The organism is Phytohabitans flavus (assembly GCF_011764545.1).
GTDB lineage: Bacteria > Actinomycetota > Actinomycetes > Mycobacteriales > Micromonosporaceae > Phytohabitans > Phytohabitans flavus.
Genome location: NZ_AP022870.1, coordinates 8,825,996 through 8,841,170, shown reverse-complemented (window position 1 = coordinate 8,841,170; position 15,175 = coordinate 8,825,996). Strand labels below are relative to the sequence as shown.

Below are 15,175 nucleotides of genomic sequence, written 5' to 3'. Positions count from 1 at the left end.
CGGCCCGCTCGCCGGTCACTTGTGTGCGAGTTGTACACGCGCGGTGGCTGTCGGTGCCGACCGTCTTTACGAGGTCGTGGTGCCGCCATTGCCGTTGGTGTCGGTGCCGTTGGCCGGCGGGGTGCGCGCCTCGCGCGCCGCTCGGGCCGCCGCCTCGCCCGCGGCGCCAAACCAGGCCCGCGCCCGACCGGCCGCCCCACCGGCCCACTCACCCATCTCGGTCGCACCGTCGCCGAGTCGCCGCAGCAGTCCGACCAGCGGGTCCTGCGTGTTCTGGAACGCCTCCCGGTAGGACTCCGCCGCCGCCTTCATCTCGGTGGTCACCGAAGCGGTCGCGTCGTCGTCACGCCGCGGGTAGTCGCCGTCGAGGATCCGCTGGTATCCGCCCGAGTCGATCCACTGCCGCAGCGCCGCCGCCCGGGCCACCGGCACCGGGTGGGTCGACCAGAGGGTCATCCGAAGCTTGTGGAGGCTGTCCCGCACGTCGCCGCCGCCGTCGTACTCCGCGGCCTGCTCCAGGAACGCCGTCGTGTCGATCTGCGTCAGGTCGCCGCCACCGGCCATCTTCATCAGCAGCCGCAGCGAGGCCGCCGTGTCCTGGCCGGCCAGCAGCCCCGCCCGGTCGGCGGAGAGCTCGGCCTTGCGCCACCACTCCAGCATCGCCGCGATGATGCCGCGCAGCGCGAGCGCGCCGACCGGCAGCCAGGCGAGGTTTGCCGCCCAGCGGGTGAGGATCATCAGGATCGTCTTGTAGACCGCGTGGCCACTGCGCACGTGTCCCAGCTCGTGCCCCAGCAGCGCGCGCAGCTCATCCTGGTCGAGCTGCTGCACGCTCGCCGTCGGCAGCACGATGAACGGCTTGTCGAGCCCGATCGCCTCGCCGTTGAGGAACGGCGACTGCCGCACGTACAGCTCGGGCAGCTCGGGGATGTCGAGCGAGGTCGCCGCCTCGGTGTACCGCTGGTAGATCGACGGGTACTGCCGGTGGTCGACCCGGATCGCGGAGGCGAGGTAGGCGAGGCGGAAGCCACGCTCATTCCACATCCCGAAGAAGGCCTTGACCACGTCGTCGAAGCCGCGCAGCTCACGCAGCGCGGTAAGCGCGCCCCGGTCAGCCGGGTGCTCCCAGGCCCGGGAGCTGATGCCCGTGAGCACCACCCGCCTCCGCGCCGGCGGTCCAGCCGGTGTCGAGGTCCCGCCCACATCCTCTGACGTCATGGTCACTCCCCCGGGTAAGTGTGATGCCGCTCATGCCGATGGTGCCCCAGCCTGTCCACCCCGTCCATGGCTGGCATCCCGGATATCTCCCCTAGGTGGCGGTGCGGTGGGGTCTGACCAGGGGCCCCAGGTGGTCGTATCCACGACCAGGTCGGCGTGGTGGGCCGTGGCGTCCGCGGCGAAGTGCGCCTCCTCGTCACGCCGCCATTTCACAAGGTACGAGGAGAGGGTCCCGCCGTCCCGGCGATCCGTGCGGCGGATCCGTTCCACGAGCGGGGCGGTAAGGAAGACCGACAAGATCAACTCCGGCCGGATCTTCGCGCGGGCCGCCGTCACCCCTTCCAGCACCACCACCGGGGCCGCCGGCACCTCCGTCCACTTGAGACTGAAGCGGCCCGCGTCCCAGTCGTACCGCCGGTAGCGCCCAGCACGCCCCTCCCGCAGTGGGGCCAGCACCCACGCCTCCAGCCGAGGCCAGAACGTCACCAGGTCGTCCCACCCGTCAAGCAGGTCGTCGGTGTGCACGACTGGCGTGCCCGGCCCGATCGCATCGGCCAGCCACGCCGCGAACGAGGTCTTGCCCGCCCCGCTCGGCCCGTCGACCGCCACGAGCCGCGTCTCACCCAGCCGGGGTGACCGCGCCCAGACCTCCCGCGCGATCTCCGCGACCACGTCGCGCCTCGGCCCACCCGGCTCGCCCGCACCCGTGCGACCCAGCCCGGTCATGCGAGCGTGGCTTTGATCTCGGGGAGGCTCGGCGGTCCCGACTCGATCAGCCGCCACAGCGCGTCGGTGTCCAGATGCTCCTCGACCAGGTCACCGAGCAGGTCGAGCGTCCGCTCCCGGGCCGCCGCGAACACCGTGTCCGGCGCCACCACGAAGCCGGCCCGCCCCGCCAGCCGGGCCGCCTCGGTCAGAAACCGCCGCCGGAACTCGTCCGACTCGAACGCCCCGTGCCAGTGCGTCCCGAACACGTTGCCCGCCACGGCCCCCTCACCCCGGCCGTCCGCGTACCGGATCAGCGGCTCGGGCGACGGGTCGGCGCGCGAGACGTACCCGTGGTGGATCTCGTAGCCGCGCACCGGCACCGACCCGAACGCCACGCCGGCCGACTGGGCCAGGGTCTTACGCGCCCCGAACGTCACCTCGACAGGCAACAGCCCTAGCCCCGGCACCGTGCCCCGCCGGCTCTCCACCTCGTCATGAATGCGCGTGCCGAGCATCTGAAAGCCGCCGCAGATGCCGAGCACCGGCCGCCCCGAGGCCGCGTGGGCCGCCACGGCGTCGGCCAGGCCGGTCTCCCGCAGCCACGCCAGGTCATCCACAGTGGACTTTGACCCGGGCAGCACCACCAGGTCGGCGTCGGCCACCTCGGCCGGCTCGATCGTGAGCCGCACCCGCACCCCAGGCTCGGTGGCGAGCGCCTCGGCGTCGGTGGCGTTGGAGACCCGCGGCAGCCGTACGACCGCGACCCGCAGCCACTCCGCCCCACGCGGCGGCGCCGGCCGGCCGAGCACCCGCCCATACGCGAGGGAGTCTTCGGCGTCGAGCCACAGGTCCAGCCGCCACGGCAGCACGCCGAGCACCGGCCGCCCGGTCGCCTCCCGGATCATGTCCAGGCCGGGCGCGAGCAGCCCCGGGTCGCCGCGAAACTTGTTGACCACGAACCCTGCGACCAGCGCCTGGTCGGCCGGCTCCAGCAGCGCCACCGTCCCGAACAGCGCCGCGAACACCCCACCCCGGTCGATGTCCCCCACCACGATCGCCGGCAACCCCGCCCGCCGCGCCAGCCCCATGTTGACGAAGTCGCCCTCGCGCAGGTTGATCTCGGCGGGGCTGCCGGCGCCCTCGCAGACCACCACGTCGTACTCGGCCCGCAACGCAGCCAGCGTGTCGAACACCGCCTCCGCCAGCCTCGGCCGCAGTGCGCGGTAGTTGCCCGCGGTGACCGTGTCGATCGCCTCGCCCAGCAACACCACCTGGCTGGACCTGTCGCTGCCCGGCTTGAGCAGCACCGGGTTGAACCGCACGTCGGCCGCCACCCCGCTGGCCGCCGCCTGCATCGCCTGTGCCCGCCCGATCTCACCGCCCCGCCCAGCGCTGTCGACGACGACGGCGGAGTTGTTGGACATATTCTGCGCCTTGAAGGGCGCCACCTTCACGCCCTGCCGGTGCAACCATCGGCAGATGCCGGCGGTGAGCGCGCTCTTGCCCGCGTCCGACGTGGTACCGGCGACGAGCAGCCCTCCGCTCACCGCCCACCCCCACGGGCACGCCCGACCAGGCCGACCGCTGCGGCGATGCCGGCCGCCAGCCCGAGCGCGGCCACGCTGACCGTGCCGGAGAGGCGCGCGGCGCGGCGGATGTGCAACGCCACGGGTCGTGGCCCATCCCCCAGGAAAGGGCGGACCTCTGACCGTCCGAAGTAGACGTTGCGGCCACCGAGGCGGACGCCGAGCGCGCCGGCCATCGCCGACTCGCAGTGGCCGGCGTTGGGGCTGGGGTGGTCGGCACCGTCCCGCCGCCACACGCGCAGCGTCTCCGCCCGCTCGCCATTTACCACCGGCGCGGCCACCACCGTCAGCGCGGCGGTCAGCCGGGACGGCACCAGGTTGAGCAGGTCGTCCAGCCGCGCCGCCGCGGTCCCGAACCGGGCGTAGCGCGTCGACCGGTGCCCCACCATCGCGTCGAGCGTGTTGGCCGCGCGGTAGCCCACCAGGCCGGGCAGCCCGGCGATCGCGCCCCAGAAGAGCGGGGCCACCACGGCGTCCGATGTGTTCTCCGCGACCGACTCGACGGTCGCGCGGGCAAGCTCGGACTCGTCCAATGCGGACGGGTCTCGCCCGCAGAGATGGCTGAGCCGCCCACGAGCCGCGGGCAGGTCGGCCCGCTCCAGCGCGCCCGCCATGTAGCCCGCCTCCCGTCGCAACGTGCGCCCGCCCAGCACAGTCCAGGTGCCCACCGCCACAAGCGCGGCCCGAGCGACCGGCCGCCGGCGCGTGGCTACGCTCGCCGCGACCGCCGCCGCGACCGGCACCCCCACGGCGGCGGCGGCAAAGACGGCGCCCGCCGCCCGGTTTGGCCGATAGAGCCGCCGCTCCAGCGCGGTCGCCGCCCGTCCGAAGCCGGCCACTGGGTGGAACCGCCGCGGGTCCCCCACCAGCGCGTCGACGGCGAACCCGGCGAGCATGCCCGCGGCGTTGGCCAGGCTCATCGGCCCCCGACTCCCGGTCGCATGACCTCACCTCCTCCCGCAGCCTAGGGCCTGCCCAGCCCCCACACCCCGCTGCCTGCCCCGCCCCAGGGGCCCGTCCCGCTCGGCTGGGCTGGTCCGGGCGGGACGGGCGGTACGGGAAGGCCGATGGGCGGATCGAACACCCCGCCGGTCCTGGGGCCTGCCTCCTGGATCTCGGTGAAGCGAGACGAGGTCCAGGCGGCGTCCCGGTGCCCCTGGTCGTCGTCTGGCCGGCCACAGACGATCCAGGAGGCAGGCCGTAGGTGCCGGCGGCGGCCCCACGGAGGGCAGAGGACCGCCGCCGGCGGCGTCCGGGCTCGGGGCGGCCCTGGACACCACCCGCCCTCTGGGCAAGCTCGTCGCCAGCCGAGCCCGAGGGCGGTCGTTTTTTAGGCCGGCACCGGCGTACGGCTCCGGCCACGGCGGCCGCGAGCCGAACCGCCGGACGCCCCCGTCTCGGACAAGCCGCCGCCCGGCTCGGTCAGGCCATCGCCCGGCCCTGGCACACCCAGGTCCGGCTCGGCACCGTCGCCCGGGAGCATGTCGACGCTCAAGCCGTCTGCCGTCGAGTCGCCGCCCTCGTCTGCCTCGTCCAGGTCGTCGGCGTCGTCCGTTTCACCGTCGGTGTCGCCGTCATCCGCCTCAGTGGCGAGCGCGGCGGCGAGCGCGATCGAGTCGAGCTCGTCGTCGAACTCGTGGCCGCCACGTATCGCCGCCAGCGGGTCATACGCCGGGGCGGGCGAGACCGGGACGGCGCCGAAATCGGGATCCGGCATGTCGTCGAACGGGTGGTCACCGTGCCGCGTGGGCGCCTCGCTTGCCGGCACCAGCTCGGTCGCCTCGCCGCGCACGCGGCCTTCCGCCTCCTCGTCCTCGACCGCACTGGTGGCCGCCGCGGGACGGCTGCGCGCGAAGCGGGCCCGGCCACGGGACAGGTCGTGGCCGACGGCGACCGCCTCCATCTCGTACGCCACGCGCGCGTTGCCCTCGGTGTCGGTCCAGTCACGCGTGTAGAGGCGACCGACCACCACCACGGGATCGCCCACCATCACGCTGGAGGCGACGCCCTCGGCGAGCCTGCGCCAGCAGCTCACCCGCACGCGCAGGCTGTGGCCGTCGACCCACTGCCCCGACTCCTTGTGGAGGCGGCGCGCGGTCGAGGCGACCTTGAAGTTGGCGACCAAAGCACGGCTCTGGCTGGTACGGCGCCACTCAGGTGCAGTCATTACATTGCCGATAATCGTGAGATACGTGTCAAACATCGCGTCTCCCCCACAGGGGTCCGAAGGGCTTGTGGTGCGAGTCGACTCGTGCCACAGCCTCACCCCGCACGACGGAGCCGCGCCAGCAGGTGACCGCAGGCTGTGGACAAAGGACCGCCCTGTGGAAAACACCCTGATCAAGCGTGGATGTGCTATGCGCGACCATGGCGTACCGTTCCCGAGATGGGAGACGGGATAGTGGACGTTCTCGGCACGCCGTACCAGAGCAGGGTCATTGACCTCGGCCAAGACGACGAAGGCCCGGTCGTCGCGACGCTGGTCTCCCGCCGCGCGCAGGCGCCCACCGGGCGCGCGGTTCTGTACGTGCACGGGTTCGTCGACTACTTCTTCCAGACCCACCTGGCGGACTTCTACACCGACCGCGGCTGGGACTTCTACGCGCTCGACCTCCGCAAGTACGGGCGCAGCCTCCTCCCCCACCAGACGCCGAACTTCTGCCGCAGCCTCACCGACTACTACCCGGAGTTGGACGCGGCGGCCGCCATCATCCGCGAGGAAGACGGCCACGGCACGCTGCTCGTCAACGGCCACTCCACCGGCGGCCTGATCACGTCGCTGTGGAGCCACGACCGCCGCCACCGAGGGATCGTCGACGGGCTCTTCCTCAACAGCCCGTTCTTCGACTTCAACGCGCGGTGGGTGATGCGCAGACCGATCGCGGCCGCAGTCGCGCGCGTCGGCCGCGCACGCCCGCGGCGGATCGTCCCACTCGCCGTTTCTCACGTGTACGGTCAAACGCTCCACGTCGAGCAGCGCGGCGAGTGGACCTACGACCTGGCGTGGAAGCCACTGCTCGGCTTCCCCGTGCGGGCCGGATGGCTGGCCGCGATCCGCGAAGCGCAGGTACGGCTGCGGGCCGGCCTGACCATCACCGCACCGGTACTGCTGGCCTGCTCGGTGCGGAGCTTCCGCGGCTCGACCTGGCACGAGTCGGCCGCCCTGGCCGACGCGGTCCTCGACGTGGAACACATGGTGCGCTGGGCGCCCGGCCTCGGCCCGCACGTCACCGTGGTCCGGATCGACGGCGGGATGCACGACCTCACGCTCTCCGGACCGACGGCACGTGCGCGGCTGTTCGACGAGGTGGAGCGCTGGATGGACGCCTACATCGAGCGACCCTCGCGGATCAACGAGGCAGGTAGCGCCGCCGAGCCCGTCTGAGGGACGGCTGAGTGTTGGCTGAGGGTCCGACACCACCATCGGCCGTAAAGCCGGTGCTCGTCAGCCGCGCACCTGGAAACCTAGTATGTGCTGGCCAGTGTTGCCGTCACGGCGTCGTGCGCTCGTAGCTCAGCGGATAGAGCAGCTGCCTTCTAAGCAGTTGGTCGCAGGTTCGAATCCTGCCGAGCGCGCCCCAAGCCCAACCCGAATCTTATTCACATTTTGACGGTGCCCATTGCGCGTCTCGACCGCGAGCTACCCCGCCGACCTGGCCGCAGCCAACGAGGACTGGGCGCTCGCGACCCAGCGTCTCGCGGTCGTCCTGGACGGACAGACCGCGCGCACGGATACCGGCTGCCGCCACGGTGTCTCCTGGTACGTGGCGAGCCTCGGCGCCGCGATCGCCGCCGACCCCGACCCGCCCCTCCAGACCGTGCTCGCCGGCGCGATCGAGCGGACCGCCGCCCGCCACCCGGAGTGTGACCTGAGCCACCCGGCCACGCCCTCGGCCACGGTGGCGATCGTCCGGTTCGGCCAGAGCGCGGTCGAGTACCTGATCCTCGGCGACGTCACCGTGCTCGCGGACACCACAAGCGAGCTACATGTGCTGACCGACGGCCGGATCGAGGCCACCGCCACGGCCGAGCGCCACGCGGCCGACCGCTACCCGATCGGCTCGGCGGAGAAGCGTGCCGCCCTCCTGCGGATGAAGCACGCCGAGCTTGCCCACCGCAACCGGCCGGGCGGCTTCTGGGTAGCCGCGGCGGACCCGGCCGCCGCCGCCCACGCGGTCACCGGGGAGCTGACCGGCGTACGCCGGCTCGCCGTGCTCTCCGACGGCGCGGCCCGGATCGTGGCACCGTTCGGCCAGCTGGACTGGCCAGGCGTGCTCGACCTGCTGGCGTCGCGCGGCCCGACGGAGCTGATCGAGCGGGTGCGCGCGGCCGAGGCCACCGATCCCGCCGGCACCCGGTGGCCGCGCAACAAGGCGAGTGACGACGCCACCGCTGTCTACGTTGGAGAGTGATCCGAGTCGTCAGCCCGGTGGCCACGACGGCGCCACCAGACCAGGACCAGCCCGAGCGCCACCGCCGCCGTGGCCCAGAGGCAGCACGAGGCGGCGATCAGAAGGCCGGCGAACTCCCACTCCACCTACGCCTCCACCTCCCACCGTGCTTCTGAACAGAAGCTACGCCGCAAACTAGTTGCCGCAGGCGCAGGGCGCCCACCAGGATCGGTGCGTGATCGACCGGCTCACCACTGATGACCTGGACAGCTGCCTCGCCCTCGCGCAGGATCGGGACTGGCCACCAGAGCGGCACAAGTGGCGCCTGCTCTTCGATGTCGGCACGGTCTACGGGGTGCGCGACGACGGCGGCGCGGTCATCGCCACCACGATCCTGACCAGGTACGGCGACCTCGCCTCGATCAGCATGGTGCTCGTCGCCCGGCACCACGAGCGGCGGGGCATCGGCGGGGCGCTGATGGCCCACGCGATCGCCGAGGCCGGCGGCTCGACCGTCTTCCTCAACGCCACCGAGTACGGCCGCCCGCTCTACGAGCGTCTCGGCTTCGTCACCGTCGGACGGACATTCACCCACATAGGGCACTTCACGGGCGCCGGCGACGACCGCCGGAGGCCCGAAGCGGGCGCCGGCGAGCGGGCCTCCCGCCTGGCAACGCCAGCCGACCTCGGCGCGATCCACCGGCTCGACACCGAGGTCAACGGCGCGGACCGCAAGATCCTCATCGACCGCCTCCCGGCCTTCGCGACCGAGGTGCGCGCCGTCGAGGTCCAGGGCGCCATCATCGGGTACGGCGCCATGTGGCCAAACCACGACAACACCGTGATCGGGCCGGTGGTGGCCGAGACGCCGCAGGACGCCCGCGCCTTGATCGCCGACCTGGCCGCGGGAGTCGAGGGTCCGATCCGGCTCGACCTCGACGACAGGCACCCGGAGCTGCACGGCTGGGCGGTGGAGCGGGGCCTTGAGCCGCGCACCTCGACCGTGGTCATGGCGTACGGCGGAACGCTCCCCGGTGACCGCCGACGGTGGTTCGTCCCGATGATGCAAGCTCTGGGCTGACCGCCTTGACAGAAGGTACCCGCGCGCCGACCCTTTGTGATTACGACCCTCTATATAGGAGGCCGCGGGTGGCTAAGGAGAAGTTCGAGCTCGCGTTCCTCGCCGGTGGCCTGCTGCTCGACGTGCTGGCCAACCGCCTGCGCCGCGACCCCGCGACACCCCGCGAGGCGGTGGGTGCCGCGATGTTCACGCTCGACCAGGCCTTCGAGGAGCGCCGCCGCCACCTGGCGCACCCGCGGAGCGTGGCCGACCAGATCGACGTGATCAAAGCTGAGCTCTGCTCCGACAAGCCGAAGAAGCTGGTCCTGGAGGCCTACCTCGACGAGCTGGCGGTCCGCAGCGCGTCCGATGTGGAGCTCAGTGAGGCCGTCGGCCGCCTCCGCGCGGCCGTTCGCGACTGGCAAGGATAGCCCGCAGGCGGCGCAGCCCTTCACCGATCCGCTCGGTCGGGATCGCGCCGTACCCGATGACGAGCCCGTGCCGCTCCGGCTTCCCGAGGTGGTAGTCGCGCAGCGCCTGTACGGCCACGCCGGCCGAGCGCGCCGCGGCCACCACCGGCCCTAGCTCCACTGTGGACAGCGCGCACAGGTGCAGGCCGGCCGCGGACGGCACGAGCCGCAGCCACGGCGTGAAGTCCCGCTTCAGCGTCGTGACGATCAGGGCGTGCCGCTCGGCGTACAGGCGGCTGGCCTTGCGCACGTGCCGGGCCAGCAGCCCTTCGTCGATGAACCGCGCCAGCGCGGCCTGGGTCGGCAGGTCGCTGTGCCAGTCGCTGAGCAGCTTGGCGTTGGCCAGCGCGGGCTGTAGCGAGGCGGGCGCGACAAGGAAGCCGAGGCGCAGCATGGGCAGGAGCGTCTTGCTGAACGACCCGACGTACACCACGCGGCCACCGCGATCCAGGCTCTGCAACGGCTCCAGCGGCCGGTCCTCGAAACGGAACTCGCTGTCGTAGTCGTCCTCGATCACCACCGCGTCCCGCCGCTCGGCCCAGGCGAGCAGCGCCGCGCGGCGGGCGAGCGAGAGCGGCGTACCCATCGGAAACTGGTGCGACGGCGTGACGTAGACGAGCCGGGCCGCGGCCGGGATCGCGGAGACGTCGATGCCCTCGGCGTCCACCGGTACGCCCACGACGCGCGCGCCGAGCGACTGGAAGAGCAGCCGCGCCGGCCAGTACCCCGGCTCCTCCACCGCGACAGTGTTGCCCGGCTGGATGAGCACCCGGCCGATCAGGTCGAGGGCCTGCTGGGCGCCGTGCGTCACCAGTACGTCGTCCGCGCCCGCCCGTACCGATCGGGACACCCCGATGTGGCGGGCGATCGCGGCGCGCAGGTCGGCGTCGCCGCGCGGGTCGCCGTACCTGGCCGAGCGGACCGCGGATGCGCGCAACTCGCGGGCGACAAGCCGGCGCCAGGTCTCGATCGGGAAGAAGCGGCCGTCCGGTACGCCGACCGCGAAGTCGTATTCCACAGTGGACCCGTTGAGCGTGGGCACGGCCAACGTGCGCCACACCGCCCGGGGCAGCACGTCGGAGCCGGCGGGCGCGGCCCGGGAGCGGAGCCGGCCGAGCGGCTCGGCCGACACGTACGTGCCGGCGCCGACCCGGGTGACCAGGAAGCCCTCAGCGGTCAGCCGCTCGTACGCGACCGCGACCGTGTTGCGCGAGACCTCCAGCCGCTGGGCGAGCTCGCGGGTAGGCGGCAGCCGCTCCCCCGAGCGCAGCCGCCCGTCCAGGATCGCGTCCAGCAGCTGGCGGTAGATGCCGGCCGCTAGGTCACGCCGTCCGGTGAGACTGACGTGGATGTCCACGCCCGCAGCCTAGCCGTACTTGGCACTCGCCGTGGGAGCGCTCTCACAGGCGCCCCGAGTCTCGTTCCGTAACATCTTGAGAGCGCTCTCTTGACAAGCTCGACATCAACCACGACTCTCCTCGTGTGAGAGCGCTCTCACTCAGCGCGACGCGAGAGGGGCACCCATGCACGTCAATTCCCGCGGTCGGCTTGCCGCCGTGGCTGTCGCCGTAACCACGGCGACCTTGCTGGCCGCCTGCGGCGGCGACGATGGAGACAGCGGCAGCGGAGACGGGCCGATCACGCTGACGGTCGACGTCTTCGGGCAGTTCGGATACGACGAGCTCTACAAGCAGTACGAGGCGAGCCACCCCAACGTAAAGATCGTCGAGCGGGGCACCGGCAGCAACCTCGACGAGTACTCGCCGAAGCTCACCCAGTGGCTCGCGGCGGGCAAGGGCGCCGGCGACATCGTGGCGATCGAGGAGGGCCTGCTCGTCGAGTACAAGGCGAACCCGGGCAACTTCGTCAACCTGCTCGACCACGGCGCGGCCGACCTCAAGGGCAACTTCATGGAGTGGAAGTGGAGCCAGGGGCTAACGGCTGACGGCAAGCAACTTGTCGGCCTCGGCACCGACGTCGGTGGCATGGCGATGTGCTACCGCAAGGACCTCTTCGAGAAGGCCGGCCTGCCCACCGAGCGGGACGCCGTCGGCAAGCTCTGGCCCACCTGGCAGGAGTACATCAAGGTCGGCGAGCAGTTCAAGGCGAAGAACACCGGTGCGGCCTTCCTCGACGCCGCCACCAACACGTTCAACACGATCGTGCTCCAGTACGGCGGCGCCGCCGGCGGCTACCACTACTACGACACCAGCAACAACCTTGTGGTGGACAGCAACCCGGCAGTCAAGCAGGCGTGGGACACCACGATGGACATCATCGACTCGGGCCTGACCGGCAAGTACCAGGCCTGGTCCGACGACTGGGTGGCCGCGTTCAAGCAGGCCAAGTTCGCCACCATCGCCTGCCCGGCCTGGATGACCGGCGTCATCGAGGGGAACGCGGGCGCGGGCGCCTCCGGCAAGTGGGACATCGCCACCGTCCCCGGCAGCGGCGGCAACTGGGGCGGTTCGTTCCTCGCCGTACCCAAGCAGAGCAAGCACCAGGCCGAGGCGATCGAGCTGGTTAAGTTCCTGACCAGCCCGCAGGGCCAGATCGGCGCGTTCAAGGCGAAGGGCCCGCTGCCCTCCTCGCCGCAGGCGCTCGACGACCCGGCCATCACCGGTGCTACCAGTGCGTACTTCAGCGGGGCGCCCACCGGACAGATCTTCGGGTCCGGTGCGAAGAGCCTCAAGCCGGTCTACATGGGACCGAAGAACCAGGCAGTACGGACGGAGGTGGAGAACGCGGTGCGCACGGTGGAACTCGGTCAACGCAGTCCCACAGACGGGTGGACCGACGCCGTGAACAACGCCAAGAAGGCCGCTGATAAATAGTGGCTACCAGCCTTGAGGTCCGTACCGAGCCCGGGACGCCGGCCACCCGCCGGCGTCCCGGGTCACCCCGCCGGCTGCTGCTGAGCCGCCTCGACATGAAGTACTCGCCGTACCTGTACATCGCGCCGTTCTTCGTGCTCTTCGCGGTGTTCGGGGTGTACCCGCTGGTGTTCACGCTCTGGGTCTCGCTGCACGAGTGGGATCTGCTCGCCGAGGACCACCCCTTCGTGGGGCTGGCGAACTACAGCGCGCTGATGAGCGACAGCGACTTCTGGAACTCGGTGTACAACACGCTCGGCATCTTCGTCATCTCGACCGTGCCGCAGATCCTGCTCGCACTCTGGCTGGCCAACATGCTCAACCGCCAGATCCGCGCCCGCACGTTCTTCCGGATGGGCGTGCTGATCCCGAACATCACCTCGACCGCCGCGGTGGCGATCGTCTTCGGCCAGCTGTTCAGCCGCGACTTCGGCCTCATCAACTGGGCAATTGGTCTTGTCGGCGCCGGCCCGATCGACTGGAACGCCAGCAAGCTCGGCTCGTGGATCGCCATCTCCACGATGGTCGACTGGCGTTGGACGGGCTACAACGCGCTCATCTTCCTGGCCGCGATGCAGGCCATCCCGCGTGACCTGTACGAGTCGGCGGCGATCGACGGCGCCCGCCCGTCCCGGCAGTTCTGGTCGATCACCGTGCCGCTGCTCCGGCCGACGATCATCTTCTGCGTCATCATCTCCACGATCGGCGGCCTCCAGCTCTTCACCGAGCCGCTGCTGTTCAACGCCGGTACCAACGCGATCCGAGGCGGGTCACTGCGCGAGTCGCAAACCATGACGATGTACATGTTCGAGAACGCGTTCGCCCCCAACTACAACTTCGGGTACGGCGCCGCGATCGCCTGGATGCTGTTCGCCCTCATCGTCATCGTGGCCATCGTCAACGTACTGATCATCCGAAGGGCGGGGCGGTCGTCATGACTGGTGGACTGTGGAAGGGCACCCGGCTCACGTACGTGGCCCTGCTGCTCGCCGGGGTGATGTCGATCTTCCCGATCTACTGGATGTTCGTCGTCGCTACCCGGTCCAGCGACGCGATGGGCCAGGTGCCGCCGCCGGTGACGCCCGGCGGCAACCTGCCCGGCAACGTCGACCGGCTCTTCGCCAACGCCGACGCCCACTTCCTCACCGGCATGATCAACTCGGCGATCGTGGCCGGCTCGGTCACCATCTCCGTGGTGTTCTTCTCCTCGCTGGCCGGCTTCGCCTTCGCCAAGCTGCGCTTCCGCGGCTCCAACGCGCTGCTACTCGTGATCATCGCGACCATGATGGTGCCGACACAGCTCGGCGTGATCCCGCTGTACATGCTGATGACCGACCTCGGCTGGAACGATCGGCTACAGGCCGTGATCGTGCCGGCACTGGTCACCGGCTTCGGGGTCTTCATGATGCGGCAGTACGCGAGCCAGGCCGTGTCGGACGAGCTGATCGAGGCGGCCCGGATGGACGGGTGTGGCACCTTCCGCATCTTCCGCAGCGTGGTGGCACCGGCCCTGCGCCCGGCCGCCGCGGTGCTCGGCCTGCTCACGTTCATGACCACATGGAACGACTTCCTGTGGCCGTACGCGGTGCTGAACGACCCGGAGAACCCGACCGTCCAGCTTTCCCTGCGCGCCCTGTCCAATGGCTACTACCAGGACATGTCGCAGGTCTTCACCGGTACGGCCATCGCCACGCTGCCACTGCTCGTCGTGTTCATCATCTTCGGACGCCAGATCATCGGGGGATCATGGAAGGCGCGGTCAAGGCGTGACATCAGCACGGGAGCGGCCGACGCTGGAGGAGGTGGCGCGCCGGGCGGGGGTTTCGCGCGCCACCGTCTCCCGAGTGGTCAACGGCTCCACCACGGTCGCCCCGACCATCCAGGAGGCCGTCCGCCGGGCCGTCCGCGAGCTCGGGTACGTACCCAACCTGGCCGCCCGCACGCTGGTGACCCAGCGGACCGACTCGATCGCGCTGGTACTCCCGGAGACCGCCACCCGCGTCTTCTCCGACGACCCGCTCTTCCCCGGCATCGTGCGCGGGGTGAGCCAGGAGCTGGAAGCGGCCGACCGTCAGCTGGTACTGATGATGGCCGGGTCGGTGGCCAGCCACGACCGCATCGAGCGGTACGCGATGGGCCGGCACGTCGACGGCGTCATGTTCGCCTCGATGCATGGCCTGGACCCGCTCCCCGGCGCGCTGACGAGGATCGGCATGCCCACGGTGTGCAGCGGCCGCCCACTCACGGTCGCGGCAGCGGAGCCGAATGGCATTGCGGTCGCGGCAGCGGAGCCAAATAGCATCAGCCGGGCGCTGGTGCCCTATGTGGACATCGACCACGTGGCCGGCGTGACCAGCGCCGTTCAACACCTGCTGGACGGCGGCCGCCAGCGCATCGCCACGATCGCCGGCCCGCAGGACATGGTCGCCGGCATCGAACGGCTGGCCGGCTACCGCCAGGCGCTGCGCGGCTCACACCGCCGTTCGATCGTCGCGGTGGGCGACTTCACCCGCGAGTCCGGCGCGCTGGCAATGCGCCAGCTCCTCGACGACGACCCCAAGCTGGACGCCGTCTTCGTCGCCTCCGACCTGATGGCCGACGGCGCACTCCGCACCCTGCGCGAGGCCGGCCGGCGGGTCCCGGACGACGTAGCGGTGATCGGCTTCGACGACGCGGAGTTCGCCCGCTACACCGACCCTCCACTGACGACGGTCCGGCAGCCGATAATCGAGATCGGTCGCGAGATGGTGCGCCTGCTACTCCGCCTCGCCGAAAACGAGCCGGTCGAGGAGGCCCTCATCCTCCCCACCCACCTCGTCGTCCGTGACAGCGCATGACATGGCCGTAGGCTCCACACTATGGAGCCACC

General features: G+C 71.1%; 13 protein-coding genes, 1 tRNA gene and 1 pseudogene. 9 read left to right on the top strand and 6 right to left on the bottom strand.

Features of this window, described 5'->3' with window-relative positions:
- Window positions 1–66: 66 nt before the first annotated feature.
- The 5 genes from Pflav_RS39365 to ssb all read right to left on the bottom strand — a co-directional run bounded on the left by Pflav_RS39365 (window position 67) and on the right by ssb (window position 5,715).
- Entirely contained in the window at window positions 67–1,218 is a 1,152-nt protein-coding gene (locus tag Pflav_RS39365) for a M48 family metallopeptidase (RefSeq protein WP_173041636.1), read from the bottom strand.
- Window positions 1,219–1,248: 30 nt separating this feature from the next.
- Window positions 1,249–1,944 carry a uridine kinase family protein gene (locus Pflav_RS39360; RefSeq protein WP_180201300.1) on the bottom strand — a complete coding sequence of 232 codons (696 nt, stop codon included), beginning with the start codon at window positions 1,942–1,944 and terminating at the stop codon, window positions 1,249–1,251.
- Window positions 1,941–3,473 carry a cobyric acid synthase gene (locus Pflav_RS39355; RefSeq protein WP_173041635.1) on the bottom strand — a complete coding sequence of 511 codons (1,533 nt, stop codon included), beginning with the start codon at window positions 3,471–3,473 and terminating at the stop codon, window positions 1,941–1,943. Before Pflav_RS39355 ends, Pflav_RS39360 begins: the two co-directional genes overlap by 4 nt.
- A complete protein-coding gene (locus tag Pflav_RS39350; RefSeq protein ID WP_173041634.1) occupies window positions 3,470–4,432 on the bottom strand; it encodes a cobalamin biosynthesis protein in 963 nt (320 codons plus the stop codon). Before Pflav_RS39350 ends, Pflav_RS39355 begins: the two co-directional genes overlap by 4 nt.
- Window positions 4,433–4,842: 410 nt before the next feature.
- Window positions 4,843–5,715, bottom strand: coding sequence for a single-stranded DNA-binding protein (gene ssb / locus Pflav_RS39345; protein ID WP_173041633.1), 873 nt, complete (start codon window positions 5,713–5,715; stop codon window positions 4,843–4,845).
- Between the two features lie 183 nt (window positions 5,716–5,898).
- Here ssb and Pflav_RS39340 point away from each other — a divergent pair, with 183 nt between their 5' ends.
- From Pflav_RS39340 to Pflav_RS39320, 5 genes are all read left to right on the top strand, one after another.
- Window positions 5,899–6,897 carry an alpha/beta hydrolase gene (locus tag Pflav_RS39340; RefSeq protein WP_173041632.1) on the top strand — a complete coding sequence of 333 codons (999 nt, stop codon included), beginning with the start codon at window positions 5,899–5,901 and terminating at the stop codon, window positions 6,895–6,897.
- A gap of 118 nt (window positions 6,898–7,015) precedes the next feature.
- Window positions 7,016–7,088, top strand: a tRNA-Arg gene (locus Pflav_RS39335).
- A 44-nt stretch (window positions 7,089–7,132) separates the two neighbouring features.
- Window positions 7,133–7,924 (top strand): protein phosphatase 2C domain-containing protein, encoded by a 792-nt coding sequence (locus Pflav_RS39330; protein WP_173041631.1) that lies wholly within the window; start codon window positions 7,133–7,135, stop codon window positions 7,922–7,924.
- Between the two features lie 214 nt (window positions 7,925–8,138).
- Window positions 8,139–8,984: a GNAT family N-acetyltransferase gene (locus Pflav_RS39325; protein ID WP_232072452.1), complete on the top strand. Its 846-nt coding sequence runs from the start codon at window positions 8,139–8,141 to the stop codon at window positions 8,982–8,984.
- A gap of 68 nt (window positions 8,985–9,052) precedes the next feature.
- Entirely contained in the window at window positions 9,053–9,394 is a 342-nt protein-coding gene (locus Pflav_RS39320; RefSeq protein WP_173041630.1) for a hypothetical protein, read from the top strand.
- Here the strand turns inward: Pflav_RS39320 and pdxR are convergent.
- Window positions 9,342–10,790 (bottom strand): MocR-like pyridoxine biosynthesis transcription factor PdxR, encoded by a 1,449-nt coding sequence (pdxR, locus tag Pflav_RS39315; protein WP_173041629.1) that lies wholly within the window; start codon window positions 10,788–10,790, stop codon window positions 9,342–9,344. The genes Pflav_RS39320 and pdxR overlap by 53 nt on opposite strands.
- 166 nt (window positions 10,791–10,956) lie before the next feature.
- Here pdxR and Pflav_RS39310 point away from each other — a divergent pair, with 166 nt between their 5' ends.
- From Pflav_RS39310 to Pflav_RS39295, 4 genes and pseudogenes are all read left to right on the top strand, one after another.
- On the top strand, window positions 10,957–12,267 hold the full coding sequence (locus Pflav_RS39310; RefSeq protein WP_173041628.1) for an ABC transporter substrate-binding protein: 1,311 nt from the start codon (window positions 10,957–10,959) through the stop codon (window positions 12,265–12,267).
- Window positions 12,267–13,244 (top strand): carbohydrate ABC transporter permease, encoded by a 978-nt coding sequence (locus tag Pflav_RS39305; protein ID WP_377310194.1) that lies wholly within the window; start codon window positions 12,267–12,269, stop codon window positions 13,242–13,244. Before Pflav_RS39310 ends, Pflav_RS39305 begins: the two co-directional genes overlap by 1 nt.
- A pseudogene (locus Pflav_RS39300) lies at window positions 13,241–14,076 on the top strand (carbohydrate ABC transporter permease). The gene Pflav_RS39305 and the pseudogene Pflav_RS39300 overlap by 4 nt, the downstream one beginning before the upstream one ends.
- Window positions 14,073–15,143: a LacI family DNA-binding transcriptional regulator gene (locus Pflav_RS39295; protein WP_173041627.1), complete on the top strand. Its 1,071-nt coding sequence runs from the start codon at window positions 14,073–14,075 to the stop codon at window positions 15,141–15,143. The pseudogene Pflav_RS39300 and the gene Pflav_RS39295 overlap by 4 nt, the downstream one beginning before the upstream one ends.
- Window positions 15,144–15,175: the final 32 nt, after the last annotated feature.